This window comes from Massilia niastensis DSM 21313 (genome assembly GCF_000382345.1).
In the GTDB taxonomy this organism is placed as follows: Bacteria; Pseudomonadota; Gammaproteobacteria; order Burkholderiales; family Burkholderiaceae_D; genus Telluria; species Telluria niastensis.
Map to the genome: position 1 here is coordinate 49543 of NZ_KB908099.1, position 12002 is coordinate 61544.

Sequence of the window (12002 nt, forward strand, 5' to 3'; positions counted from 1 at the left end):
GCGTGGAACAGCTGCTGCCCTACTATGAAAGCGAACTGGCCTACCTGCGCCGCAACCTGCGCGACTTCGCCGAGCGCTATCCGAAGATCGCCGGCCGCCTCCTGATCAGCGGCGAAGCGTGCGAGGACCCGCACACCGAACGCATGATCGAATCCTTCGCCTTCCTGAATGCGCGCATCGCCAGGCGGCTGGACGACGACTACCCCGAATTCACCGAAGCCCTGTTCGAGGTGCTGTATCCGCACTACCTGCGGCCCTTTCCTTCCTGCTCCATCGCGCGCATGGACTTCAGCGGCGCGACCAGGCAGCAGACCGGCGCCAGCGTGATCGCGCGCGGCACCCAGCTGGCCACGCGCCCGGTGCGCGGCGTCGCCTGCACCTTCCGCACCGTCTATCCGGTGACGCTGGCGCCGCTGGCGCTCACCAGCGCCGGCTTCAACGCGATCATCGGCGCGCCCGAGGCGGTGCGCCTGCCGGCCGGCGCCAGCTCCTGCGTCAGCCTGACCATCGCCAGCACGGCCGAGCAGCTGGGGCCCGCGCAGCTGGGACTGGATTCGCTGCGGGTGTTCATCGACGGCGAGCCCTCGTTCTGCGCCGCGCTGCGCGACGCGCTGTTCATGCGCACGGTCGCCGCCTATGCGGAAGCCGACGGCAACGGGCGCTGGGCGCGCCTGGATGGCGTCCCCGCGGTGCCGGCCGGCTTCGGCGACGACGAGGCGCTGATCGACTTCCCGGCGCGCTCGCATGCCGCCTACCGCCTGCTCACCGAATACTTCTGCTTCCCCGAGAAATTCAACTTCTTCGATATCGACCTGGCGGCGCTCGCCAGGGCGCTGCCGCCCGGCGCGCGGACGATCACCCTGCACCTGGCGCTGTCCGGCATCCGCAGCGATTCGAACACGGCGCGCATGCTCGGCACCCTGTCGACCAACAACGTGCTGCTCGGGTGCACGCCGGTGATCAACCTGTTCCGCCAGCGCGGCGAACCGATCCGCCTGACCCACACCAGCGCCAGCTACCCGGTGCTGGCCGATGCGCGCCGCGCCCATGCCTATGAGGTCAATGCGATCGAATCGGTCAACATGGTGCGCCAGACGCCGCAGGGCGAGTCGGTGCTGCAGTTCCGGCCCTTCTACGCGCTACAGCACGCCCAGACGCCGGAACAGAACGGCCACTACTGGGCGATGCGGCGCGACGACACCCTGGCCGAGCGCAGTCCCGGATTCGAAACCCGGATCTCGATCGTCGACATCGACTTCGATCCGGCCGAGGTCGAGACCTCCACCCTCAACCTGGAGCTGACCTGCACCAACCGCGACCTGCCGGCCGCGCTGAGCTATGGGCAGGCCGGCGGCGACCTGTTCCTCGAAGGCGGCTCGAGCGTGCGCTCGATCGCCTTCCTGCGCAAGCCCACGGCCTCCTGCCGCTTCGCGCGCGGCCGCAATGCGCACTGGCGCCTGGTCTCGCTGCTGTCGCTGAACCACCTGTCGCTGGCCGACGGCGGCGTCGACGCCTTCCGCGAGATGCTGGCGCTGCACGACCTGCCGCGCTCTCCCTCCTCGCAGCGCCAGATCGGCGGCATCGCGGCCATCGCCTGCCGCGCGGCCAGTGCCTGGCTGCCGGGCAATCCCTACACCTGCCTGGTGCGCGGCGTCGAAGTGCGGCTGGCGATCGACGAAGAGGCTTTCGTCGGCAGCGGCATCCACGCCTTTGCCCACGTCATCGAACGTTTCCTGGCGCTCTACGTGCATGCCAACAGCTTCACCCAGCTGGTGATCGCATCCCGCCAAACCGGAGAGGAGTTATTCACATGCAGGCCGAGAAGCGGCGACCTGAGCCTGCTGTAATCGAGCGCCTGTTCAGGGAGCCCTACCGCTTCGAATTCTTCCAGGCGGTGCGCCTGCTCGAACTGTGGCTCAAGCGCCGCGGCCTGCCCCGCCACGGCCTGGTCGCGCGCTACCTGCGCTTCCGGAATTCGACCTCGCTCGGCTTCCCGGCCAGCCAGCTCGAAGCCATCCAGGCCGAGCCGCGCGAGATCGGCGCCGGGGCGGACGCGCTGGCCCGGGCGCTGGCAGCGTCCACCCTGCGGCACGTCGTCCTCACGCCCTCGTTCATGGGCCTTTTGGGCGGCAACGGCGTGCTGCCGGCGCATTACACCGAGCGCATCGCGGAACACCAGGTGCGCGACAAGGACGAGGGCGCGCGGGCCTTCCTGGATACCTTCTCGAACCGTTCGCTGGCCCTGTTCTACGAAGCCTGGCGCAAGTACCGGCTGGCGCTGAACTACCAGGTCGACGGCCATGACAGCTTCCTGCCGCTGCTGCTGGCGCTGGCCGGCCTGGGCGATGCGTCGCTGCGCCGGCGGCTGGCCGGGCCGGAGCATGGCGGCGTGCTGGACGAATCGATCGGCTGCTTCGCCGCCTCCATCCGCCAGCGCCCCGTCTCCGCCGCCCAGCTCGGGCGCGTGCTGTCCACCTACTTCGGCCATCCGGTGCGGGTCGAGCAGTTCATCGGCTGCTGGTACGACGTGCCGCTCGCGCAACAGACCACGCTCGGGGACGACAGCGCCGTGCTCGGTTCGCGCGCGATCGCGGGCGGGCGCGTCTGGCAGCGCGACCTGCGCCTGCGGGTGGAGATCGGGCCGCTCGACCATGCCGCTTTCCATGCCTTCCTGCCCGGCGACATGGCGGCGCGCGCCCTGAAAAGCCTGCTCTCGATGTTCACCGGCCTGTCGCTCGAGTACGAAGTGGAACTGGTGCTGCGCGCCGCCGACGTGCGCAATGCGGTGCTGGACGAGACGGCCCCCGCCTGCCGCCTCGGTTGGGATACCTTCCTGGTCGCGGACTCCGCGCCGCGCGATCGCCACGACGTCTGCTACAGCCTGCACGCGCTGTAAACGGCAGGTCCCGCCCTCCCTGCAGGATTGATGCGGTCCGGAATCGTCCATGGCCGGATGGCCGCTGGGCTATCGCCGCGGAATCGACAATTTCACTGGGGGCAGACCGGAAACGGCGCGGCGCCGGATGGGTGCGCGCACACGTAGTCGCGCGCGCCGTTTGACGATGTTGGCGTATTCTGCGCATGTCAGGCACTCGCCTCAATCAACGGATATCGACATGAGCGAACGGGGAATCGAAATGAGCGAACGAATCATTTCAGCGATCAAGCTCGGGGCGCAGCAATTGGCGGCCGTTGTCACGCTCCCCGGCTCAGACCGCTACGAGTATTTCGTCAAGCGTGTGGCGGATTCGCAGGAAGTCTGGGGCCTGTACCAGGACGGTTGGGCGCTGGCGAAAACGGATGACGGCACCCTGGTGTTCCCGATGTGGCCGGCAAGCGACTACGCCAGCCTGTGCGCGGAATTCGAATGGGACGGCTACGATGCGCAGTCGTTCTCGGTCGAGGAACTGCTGGACGACCTGTTGCCGCAGCTGGAGCAGGACCGCGTCCTGCCGGGCATCTTCTACACCCCGGGCGACAAGGGCATCACCCCGACGGTGGCGCAGCTGCGCGAAGACCTCGCCTACGAACTGGGAAAGTACTAAGCCTGCCTGTCGGGTAGGATGACGGCGGCGATCCGCCGACTTCCACCCTGCCCGATGATCCTCGACCTGTTTTCCACCGGCCGCCTGCTCGGCCTGTTTTTCGTTACCGCAATTGCCGAACTGCTCGGCTGCTATCTTCCCCTGCTCTGGCTCACCGGCCGCGTGTATGCGAGCTATGGCGCGGTCTACATCGCCACGGCGCTTGCCTGGCTGGCCGTGGTGGATGGCGTGAAACCCCTGTGGACCGATTACCTGGGCGTGGGCCTGGCGCTGCTGGGCGCGGCCTGCATCGGTCTCGGTCACCGGCCGGCCTGAGCGTCAGGCCGCGTCGCTGCGTTCCGCGGTGCTGGCGGCGGTGTCGCGCTGCGCCGGCATGGCAGGGCTGGGCGCAGGAGTGGCCGGCGCACTGGCCGCCATGGCGGGTTCCTCAGGGAACAGCGCCGCACGGATCGCCTCGGTGCCGGGCTTGCTGCGCGACTGGAAACGGATAGTGCGGATGCCGCCCTGTCCGAGCCGCGCATCGCGCAACTGGTCCTTCGACTGCGAATGGGTGCGGTCATCCAGTTCCACCACCGCGATCACGTCGCAATAGGCGTTGCACACCACATAATCGACGCGCTGCTGGGCGATGCGCAGCCGGTCGGCATGCGCCTGCTTGCGGTCGCTGTGCGATGCCTCCAGCAAGGCGCCCATCGACACCTGCGGAAACACATAATGCCCGGGCAGGGCGCGCACCAGGCGGATGAAGAATTCGCGCTCGTTTTCCGTCATCAGCTTGCGGCGCCGGTAGCGTCCCACCGGGGAGCCGGGGCGCGCCATTTTCGCGACCAGGATCAGGGTCATGATGACGCCGACCGCCAGTACAAGCAATCCGATTTCCGAGCTCATGCGATGTCCTTTCCTGGTCCAGATTTTGTATCCTACAGGAAATATTTTGGAAAATATTCACTCTTTGTAATAGCCCGGGAAAGAGGCAGGGGGGAGGAGTACTACCCGCTCACGTCATCAAATTGTTATAAGAACGTCACAGAGCCGTCATGTTCGCTCACTACCATTCACGAACTTTCCTAACCAATGAACAGGATTACTTCGTGAACAAGCCGACCGACCTCGCCCGCATCCCTGTCGACCACGACGACATCGATACGAACGTTTCGTCGAACGAACAATTCAGCTCCGTCCTTGAGGCCCGCCTGAGCCGCCGCAACATGCTGCGCGGCAGCGCTGCGTCGGCCATGACCGCGCTGCTTGGCAGCTTCGGCCTGACAGCCTGCGGCGGTTCGGACCACGAGGTCGTCACCGCGCCGCCGGTGACGACTCCGCCGGTGACGACTCCGCCGGTGACGACGCCGCCGGCCGAAAAGCTGCTCGGTTTCACGGCTGTCTCGAAGAGCCTGGCCGACGCCGTCGTCGTCCCGGCCGGCTACACCGCCACCGTCCTGTACGCGATGGGCGATCCGCTGACCGCCTCGACCCCGGCCTTCAAGAACGACGGCACCGACGCCGACTTCGAGAACCGCGCGGGCGACCAGCACGACGGCATGGAATTCTTCCCGCTCTCCGGCGCCGGCGCCGCGTCGACCAGCGCCAACGACCGCGGCCTGCTGGCGATGAACCACGAAGCCACCATCGACGAGAAGCTGTCGGCCTACTTCCTGCACCCCACCGGCGGCACCATGAGCCTGCCGCGCCCGGCCGCGGAAGTCGACAAGGAACTGGCCCTGCACGGCCTGTCGGTCGCCGAAGTGCGCAAGGCCGACAGCAAGTGGTCCTACCTGAAGGATTCCTCGTTCAACCGCCGCGTCACCCCGCAGACCGAGATCGAGATCGCCGGCCCGGCCCGCGGCAACGCGCTGCTGGCGACCAGATTCTCGCCGACCGGCGTGAAAACCCGCGGCACCCTGAACAACTGCGGCACCGGCAAGACCCCGTGGAACACCTACCTGTCGGGCGAGGAAAACTGGTCCGGCTACTTCACCCGCGCGAGCACCGACGATGCCGCGCGTGGCAACGACAAGAGCGTCGCCTCGCTCAAGCGCTACGGCCGCAACCAGGGCGACGCCTCGCGCCACGGCTGGGAAACCGGCGGCGCCGACGACAAGTACGTGCGCTGGAATAACAGCAAGCTGGGCGCCTCGACGGACGGCAGCGATGACTACCGCAACGAGATGAACGGCATGGGCTACATCGTCGAGATGGACGCCTACGACAAGACCAGGGCGGTCAAGAAGCGCACCGCGCTGGGCCGCTTCGCGCACGAGAGCGCCGCCTTCGGCAAGGTCACCGTCGGCCAGCCGCTGGCCGTCTACATGGGCGACGACTCGCGCAACGAATACATCTACAAGTACGTGTCGAACGCGGTCTGGGCCGCCGCCGATGCTACCGCCGCGGACCGCATCGCCACCGGCGACAAGTACCTGGACAACGGCAAGCTGTACGTCGCCAGGTTCGCCGCCGACGGCAGCGGCCAGTGGATCGAACTGTCGATCGCCAACAGCGCGATCGCGGGCTACGCCGGCTACAAGTTCGCCGACCAGGCCGATGTCCTGGTGAATGCCCGCCTGGCCGCCGACGCCGTCGGCGCGACCAAGATGGACCGTCCGGAATGGTGCGCGGTCAACCCGGCCAACGGCGAGATCTACTACACGCTGACCAACAACAGCAACCGCCGCGTCGAGCCGGGCAGCTCCAGCCAGTCCGCGCCGGACGCGGCCAATCCGCGCGTCTACACCGACATGAAGGGCACGAGCTCGCAGGTCGGCAACCCGAACGGCCACATCGTGCGCGTCAAGGAAGGCGCGGCCGGTTCGACGGCGGTTTCCTTCACCTGGGACGTGTACCTGTTCGGCGCCGAGGCGAAGGCCGCGGCCGCCACCGTCAACCTCTCCGGCCTGACCGAAGACCAGGACTTCTCGAGCCCGGACGGCCTGGCCTTCAGCACCGCCACCGGCATCTGCTGGTTCCAGACCGACGACGGCGCCTACACCGACGTCACCAACTGCATGATGATGGCCGGCGTGCCGGGCCAGGTGGGCGACGGCAAGAAAGTCAGCCTGAGCTACCCGCGCGCCAGCGGCGGCAACCTGACGGTCGACACCTATGTCGGCAAGGCCGCCACGCCGGATACCCTGAAGCGCTTCCTGGTCGGTCCGGCCGGTGCGGAAATCACCGGCATCGCCGAGACCCCGGATGGCAAGGCATTGTTCGTCAACATCCAGCACCCGGGCGAAGGCACGCCGGCCGCCAGCGTGACCGATCCGACCAAGTACGTCAGCCAGTGGCCGTCGAATGCCGGCTACGGCGCCGGCAAGCGTCCGCGCTCGGCGACCATCGTCGTCACCAAGAACGACGGCGGCCGCATCGGCACCTGATTTCCCTCGAGCTGTACTTGATACGGGCGGGCTGCGACAGCGGCTTGCCCGTTTTTTTATGGCGGCGCCGGTTTGCGCAAGCGCGCCGCGCGCGCCGCGCGCGCCGCGTGCCAGCATGGAGACTTGTCCACATCGTGTTCCGTGCCATGCGAGCACTCTCCCTGCCGTCCTACCTGCGCCTCACCCGCGCCAGCGCCGCCTACGACATCGTCGTGGCCGCGCCCCTGGCCACGCCCTGGACCTTCGCGCTGTTCCACACCCAGCTCTCCGCCGTCAACGGGGCGCTCGGCGCCGGGCCGCTGCCGCCGTTCGCGCCGCTGCACTTCCTGCTGACCGCCCTGCTGGGCACCCTGGTGCTGCTGTGGTCCGTATGCCGCTTCACCGGCCCCAGCCTGCGGCTCGGGCGCTTCGACGCGGCCGGGCGCCTGGTCTTCTCGGCGTGGCTGGCGTGGGCGCTTGCCGGCGGCGCCCTGCCCGTGCTGTGGCTGTTCCTGGCGCCGGAGCTGTGCTGGGGCGTGGCGCAATGGTGGCCCGTAACGCGGGCTGCGGGGACGCAGCGCCCGGCCCTGGCGCCGGCGTGAAGCGGCTCAGGCGATCGGCCGCAGCACGCCGCGCGCCGCCTTCACCAGCGCCGCGCCCATGCGCTCGATCCGCGGCGGCTGGATGCGCCAGGCATGCCAGTACAGCGGCACGTCGACGTGCAGGTGCGGCGTCAGGTCGACCAGCGCCCCCGCCTCCAGCATCGCCGCGCACTGCTCGAGCGGCAGCAGGCCGTAGCCCAGGCCGAGGCGGAGAGCCTGCACGTAGGGATCGCTGGACGGCACGTAGTGGAAGGGGTAGGCGCCGTGCGGCAGCCCGTAGTGCCGGAGCAGGAAGCTTGATTGCAGCGGATCCTTGCGGTCGAAGATGACCACCGGCGCCTTCTGCGCCGCGCCGCGCGTGAAACCGCCGGCGAACCAGCGCCCCGCGAAGCCGGGCGAGGCGACCAGCCGGTAGTGCATCGACCCCAGCGCACTGGCGGTGCAGCCATGCATCGGTTCCGGTTCGCCCGAGATGCAGGCCACGGCCCGCCCCTGTTCCAGCAGCGAGAAGGTATGGCCCTGGTCGTCGAGCACGAATTCCACCAGCAGCCCTTCTGCGGACAGGACCGGCGCCAGCACCGGCAGCAGCCAGGTCGCCAGCGAGTCGTTGTTGACCGCCAGCGCGATGCGCGTGGGGCCCGGGTCCATGTCCATCTCGGCCAGGAATTCCGTCTCCAGCAGGGTGGAGCGGCGCAGGTACTGCAGCAGCCGGGTGCCCGGCGCGGTGGGACGGCAGGGACGGCTGCGCACCAGCAGCGGCGTGCCCATGTCCTGCTCCAGCGCCGAGATCCGCTGCGATACCGCCGACGGCGAGATGTTCAGCTGCGCGGCCGCCAGTTCCAGGCTGCCCGCATCGACGGTGGCCAGGAAGGCGGCGCTGCGGCGTGGATCGATCTTCATGGATCAGTTTTGCTTAAGAAGGCTTAGATTTCATGAATATAATTGAATCGGACCTGGCGGGCAGGGATAGTGACGGCTTTCGCACGGAGGCCGCATGTTTTCCCAACAGGTTTTTCTTCAGGGGCTGGGTCTGGGAGCCAGCCTGATCATGTCGATCGGCGCCCAGAACGCCCACGTGATCCGCACCAGCGTGCGCGGCGAGCACGTGTTCGCCACGGTCGCCACCTGCATCGTCGTCGACGTCGCCCTGATCGCCGTCGGCGTGGCCGGGCTGGGCGCGCTGATCGAATCCTCGCCGGTCCTGCTGGCGCTGGCGCGCTACGGCGGCGCGGCTTTCCTGCTCTGGTATGGCTGGCGCTGCTGGTCGAGCAGCATCCGCGGCGGCGCCACGCTCGATGCCGAAGGCCGGCACGTGCTGAGCTTGGCGCGGGCGATGACGGCGGTGCTGGCGATCTCGCTGCTCAACCCGGCCGTCTACCTCGACACCGTGGTGCTGCTGGGCGCCGTCGGCGGCAGCCTGGCCGGCGGCCAGCGCCTGTCCTTCGCCATCGGCGCGATGACGGCGTCGGCGCTGTGGTTCTCGGCGCTGGGTCTGGGAGCGCGCCGCTGCGCGCCGGTGCTGTCGCGTCCCGGGGTCTGGCGCGCGCTCGAAGCGGCCACCGGCGCCATGATGCTGGTGCTGGCCTTCATGCTGCTCAGGGGCGCCTGAGCCGTCTTATCCGGCGGGTTGGGCGCCGCCTTCCAGCATGCGCTGCAGCCGTTCGTTCAGTGGCAGGCAGCGTTCGCTGACCAGGGCGAGCAGCAGCTTGATGGCGGGCGAGAACTGCTTGCGGTGCGGGCAGACCAGGTTCAGCGGCGTGGGCTCGCCGGGCACGCCGGGAAGCAGCACTTCGAGGCGCCCCGCCGTCACGTCATCGCAGACGTCCAGCCACGACTTGTAGGCGATGCCTTCGCCGGCCACCGCCCAGCGCCGCACCACGTCGGCATCGTCGCTGACCAGCGGTCCCTCCACCTGCACCATGTGTTCGCCTTCCGGCAGCGGGAAGCACCAGCGGTCGTAGGTGCGTCCGTGCAGATGGTAGAGCACGCAGCAGTGGGCGCCCAGTTCGTCCAGCGAGGCGGGGCGGCCATGGCGCGCCAGATAGGCGGGCGAGGCCACCAGCACGCGCCGGTTGGCGGGCGCCACCGGCAGCGCGACATAGCTGGCGTCCTCCATCTGGCCGTAGCGCAGCGCCACGTCGACCGGATCGCGGAACATGTCGGCCACCTGGTCCGACACCAGCAGCTGGATGTCCAGTCCGGGATGGCTCAGTCGGAACTCCGAGATCCACGGCAGCAGCACATTGCGGCCGAAGTCGGAGGGCGCGGCGATCTGCAGGGTGCCGCTCAGGGCCGCGTTATCGCCGCGCATGCCTTCCTGCCCCTCGCGCAGGGCTTCCAGCGCCTCCAGCGCATACGGCAGGTAGCGCCTGCCCTCGTCGGTCAGGCGCAGGCTGCGCGTCGAGCGGGCAAACAGGCGGATGTCGAGTTCGCGCTCGAGGCGCTGGATCGCGGCGCTGGCCTGGCCGGGCAGCAGGTTGACCTCGCGCGCGGCCTGCGAAAAGCTGCCGAGCGCGGCGGAACGGACGAACAGGGCCAGGTCGTCGAGCCGGATCATTTTCTGCCTTCCGGTGAAAGAGGGAGAATGCGCGCCATGCGTATCGCATACGATTGATGACAATAGTTTATACGCAATGCTGCTTGAGTGGCGACCCCTTCCTTAGGTGGGGATGCACGCGATTTTCATTCCCGCAGTGAAAGTGTAATCCGTGCACGCCGGTGTTTCCCCAGCGAGCCCTTCCCTACAATCCTCTCCATGCGCAAAAATCGTGCATGAACAACTCTTCATGCCGAGATCGCTTAACATGGACCGGTTTTATCACGCGAAAGGATCAGCACAATGGATATTCTGTCGGCCGCCAGGAAGCGCCACACCGCCAAAGCCTACGATGCCGGGCGCCGTATTCCGGAAGAAGTGATGCAGCAGGTTTACAGCCTGCTGCGCCACAGCCCGTCGTCGGTCAATTCGCAGCCGTGGCACTTCATCGTGGCCAACACGCCGGAAGGGCGGGAGCGCATCGCCAGGGCGGCGCAGGGCGGCTATGCCTACAACCAGGCCAAGATCCTCGACGCCTCGCACGTGATCGTGCTGTGCTCGCGCATCGACATGGATGAGGAGCACCTGAACGGGCTGCTGGACCAGGAAGAGCGCGACGGTCGCTTCCGCGACGCCGCCGCCCGCGCCGGCCAGGATGCGGCCCGCCGCGGCTACGTGAACCTGCACCGCTACGGCGCCAAGGACGTGGCCCAGTGGCTGGAGAAGCAGGTCTACCTGGCGCTGGGTACGGCGCTGCTGGGCGCGTCCACCCTGGAGATCGATGCGACGCCGATGGAAGGCTTCGACCAGAAGATCCTGGATACGGAGTTCGGGCTGAACGAGAAAGGACTCACCAGCCTGGTGCTGGTGAGCTTCGGCTATTCGTCGGGGGCGGACTTCAATGCGGGCCTGCCGAAGTCGCGGTTGGCGGAAGAGGTGACCTTTACTTTCATCTGACCGGATGAAGCTTGCCGCCCTGCCAAGGGCAGCGCGGCGTGGGCGGCGTGCAGGGATGCACGCCGCTTTTTTTATGCGCGTGATGTCTCAAAATGAGGGATATACGACCAACGGGACATGGTGGTGCTCCGTAGACTGTTCACATCGATCACCCATCACACGCTTTTCAAGGAGATGAACATGACTACCACCGCACAACCTGGCACCGCCCTGATCACGGGCGCGTCGACCGGCATCGGCGCCCGCTACGCGCAACGGCTGGCCGAGCGCGGCTACGACCTGGTGCTGGTGGCCCGCAACGCCGAGCGCCTGCGGACAGTGGCCGACAGCGTGCATGCCGCCACCGGCCGCAAGGTCGACACCATCAGCGCCGACCTGACCCGCAGCGAGGACCTGCGCCGCATCGAACAGCGCCTGGCCGAGGACAGCGCGATCACCCTGCTGGTCAACAACGCCGGCCTGGGCGCCACCGCCAGCATGCTCGATTCCAGCCCGGATGAACTGGACCGCATGATCGCCCTGAACGTGACCGCGCTGACCCGCCTGACGCGCGCCGTGGTGCCACGCCTGGTGCGGCAAGGCCAGGGGACGATCATCAACATCTCCTCGATCGTCGCCGTGGCGCCCGAAGTCCTGAACGGCACCTACGGCGGCAGCAAGGCCTTCGTGCTGGCCCTGACCCAGTCGCTGCAGCACGAAGTCGGCGCCAGGGGCGTGCGCGTGCAGGCCGTGCTGCCGGGCGCCACCGCCACCGAATTCTGGGACCATGCCGGCCTGCCCGTGGCCCACCTGCCGCAGGAGATCGTGATGCACGTGGACGACCTGGTCGACGCCGCCCTCGCCGGCCTCGATCTCGGCGAAGTGATCACCATCCCCGCCCTGCCCGAGCGCGCCGACTGGGACAGGTTCGAAGCCGCCCGCCTCGCGCTCGGCCCGAACCTGTCGCGCAGCACGCCGGCGCCGCGCTACACGGAGCAGCCGTCGAAGGCGGCCTGAGGCCGTCGCACAATCG

The 12002-nt window shown here is 68.0% G+C and carries 12 protein-coding genes; 9 read left to right on the plus strand and 3 right to left on the minus strand.

All coding sequences use genetic code 11. The features are described from left to right. The first annotated feature begins 2 nt into the window (after positions 1 to 2). From tssF to H162_RS0115330, 4 genes are all read left to right on the plus strand, one after another. On the plus strand, positions 3 to 1847 hold the full coding sequence (gene tssF / locus H162_RS0115315; protein WP_020654356.1) for a type VI secretion system baseplate subunit TssF: 1845 nt from the start codon (positions 3 to 5) through the stop codon (positions 1845 to 1847). Further along, positions 1811 to 2896, plus strand: a complete 1086-nt coding sequence (gene tssG, locus H162_RS0115320) for a type VI secretion system baseplate subunit TssG (RefSeq protein WP_020654357.1) — start codon at positions 1811 to 1813, stop codon at positions 2894 to 2896. The genes tssF and tssG overlap by 37 nt, the downstream gene beginning before the upstream one ends. A 220-nt stretch (positions 2897 to 3116) precedes the next feature. Then, positions 3117 to 3545 carry a DUF2750 domain-containing protein gene (locus H162_RS0115325; RefSeq protein ID WP_020654358.1) on the plus strand — a complete coding sequence of 143 codons (429 nt, stop codon included), beginning with the start codon at positions 3117 to 3119 and terminating at the stop codon, positions 3543 to 3545. An 18-nt stretch (positions 3546 to 3563) separates the two neighbouring features. Continuing rightward, complete coding sequence (locus H162_RS0115330) at positions 3564 to 3860, plus strand: YnfA family protein (protein WP_371846848.1); 297 nt, start codon at positions 3564 to 3566, stop codon at positions 3858 to 3860. Positions 3861 to 3863: 3 nt separating this feature from the next. Here H162_RS0115330 and H162_RS32710 read toward each other — a convergent pair whose 3' ends face one another. Beyond that, positions 3864 to 4433 carry a DUF2726 domain-containing protein gene (locus tag H162_RS32710; RefSeq protein WP_020654360.1) on the minus strand — a complete coding sequence of 190 codons (570 nt, stop codon included), beginning with the start codon at positions 4431 to 4433 and terminating at the stop codon, positions 3864 to 3866. A gap of 203 nt (positions 4434 to 4636) precedes the next feature. Between H162_RS32710 and H162_RS0115340 the strand changes: the two genes are divergently transcribed. Both H162_RS0115340 and H162_RS31010 read left to right on the plus strand, forming a co-directional pair. Further along, the gene (locus H162_RS0115340; RefSeq protein WP_020654361.1) at positions 4637 to 6916 is read left to right on the plus strand and encodes a PhoX family protein; all 2280 of its coding nucleotides are present in this window, start codon (positions 4637 to 4639) and stop codon (positions 6914 to 6916) included. Between the two features lie 146 nt (positions 6917 to 7062). After that, positions 7063 to 7497 carry a hypothetical protein gene (locus H162_RS31010; protein WP_020654362.1) on the plus strand — a complete coding sequence of 145 codons (435 nt, stop codon included), beginning with the start codon at positions 7063 to 7065 and terminating at the stop codon, positions 7495 to 7497. Between the two features lie 6 nt (positions 7498 to 7503). Here the strand turns inward: H162_RS31010 and H162_RS0115350 are convergent, their stop codons facing one another. Continuing rightward, positions 7504 to 8397 (minus strand): LysR family transcriptional regulator ArgP, encoded by an 894-nt coding sequence (locus tag H162_RS0115350; RefSeq protein WP_020654363.1) that lies wholly within the window; start codon positions 8395 to 8397, stop codon positions 7504 to 7506. A gap of 94 nt (positions 8398 to 8491) precedes the next feature. Here H162_RS0115350 and H162_RS0115355 point away from each other — a divergent pair, with 94 nt between their 5' ends. Beyond that, positions 8492 to 9106, plus strand: a complete 615-nt coding sequence (locus tag H162_RS0115355) for a LysE/ArgO family amino acid transporter (RefSeq protein ID WP_026354680.1) — start codon at positions 8492 to 8494, stop codon at positions 9104 to 9106. Between the two features lie 6 nt (positions 9107 to 9112). Here the strand turns inward: H162_RS0115355 and H162_RS0115360 are convergent, their stop codons facing one another. Continuing rightward, positions 9113 to 10054 carry a LysR family transcriptional regulator gene (locus tag H162_RS0115360; RefSeq protein WP_020654365.1) on the minus strand — a complete coding sequence of 314 codons (942 nt, stop codon included), beginning with the start codon at positions 10052 to 10054 and terminating at the stop codon, positions 9113 to 9115. A 282-nt stretch (positions 10055 to 10336) separates the two neighbouring features. Between H162_RS0115360 and nfsB the strand changes: the two genes are divergently transcribed. Together nfsB and H162_RS0115370 are read left to right on the plus strand one after the other, a co-directional pair. After that, positions 10337 to 10990, plus strand: coding sequence for an oxygen-insensitive NAD(P)H nitroreductase (gene nfsB / locus H162_RS0115365; protein WP_020654366.1), 654 nt, complete (start codon positions 10337 to 10339; stop codon positions 10988 to 10990). A gap of 180 nt (positions 10991 to 11170) precedes the next feature. Further along, on the plus strand, positions 11171 to 11986 hold the full coding sequence (locus H162_RS0115370) for an SDR family NAD(P)-dependent oxidoreductase (protein WP_020654367.1): 816 nt from the start codon (positions 11171 to 11173) through the stop codon (positions 11984 to 11986). The last annotated feature ends 16 nt before the right edge of the window (positions 11987 to 12002 follow it).

What these genes read in the sequence shown, in the direction of transcription:
- tssG (WP_020654357.1), top strand. Translation starts at nt 1,811, where the DNA reads ATGCAGGCCGAGAAGCGGCGACCTGAGCCTGCTGTAATCGAGCGCCTG.
- H162_RS0115325 (WP_020654358.1), top strand. Translation starts at nt 3,117, where the DNA reads ATGAGCGAACGGGGAATCGAAATGAGCGAACGAATCATTTCAGCGATC.
- H162_RS0115330 (WP_371846848.1), top strand. Translation starts at nt 3,564, where the DNA reads ATGACGGCGGCGATCCGCCGACTTCCACCCTGCCCGATGATCCTCGAC.
- H162_RS32710 (WP_020654360.1), bottom strand. Translation starts at nt 4,433, where the DNA reads ATGAGCTCGGAAATCGGATTGCTTGTACTGGCGGTCGGCGTCATCATG.
- H162_RS31010 (WP_020654362.1), top strand. Translation starts at nt 7,063, where the DNA reads ATGCGAGCACTCTCCCTGCCGTCCTACCTGCGCCTCACCCGCGCCAGC.
- H162_RS0115350 (WP_020654363.1), bottom strand. Translation starts at nt 8,397, where the DNA reads ATGAAGATCGATCCACGCCGCAGCGCCGCCTTCCTGGCCACCGTCGAT.
- H162_RS0115355 (WP_026354680.1), top strand. Translation starts at nt 8,492, where the DNA reads ATGTTTTCCCAACAGGTTTTTCTTCAGGGGCTGGGTCTGGGAGCCAGC.
- H162_RS0115360 (WP_020654365.1), bottom strand. Translation starts at nt 10,054, where the DNA reads ATGATCCGGCTCGACGACCTGGCCCTGTTCGTCCGTTCCGCCGCGCTC.
- nfsB (WP_020654366.1), top strand. Translation starts at nt 10,337, where the DNA reads ATGGATATTCTGTCGGCCGCCAGGAAGCGCCACACCGCCAAAGCCTAC.
- H162_RS0115370 (WP_020654367.1), top strand. Translation starts at nt 11,171, where the DNA reads ATGACTACCACCGCACAACCTGGCACCGCCCTGATCACGGGCGCGTCG.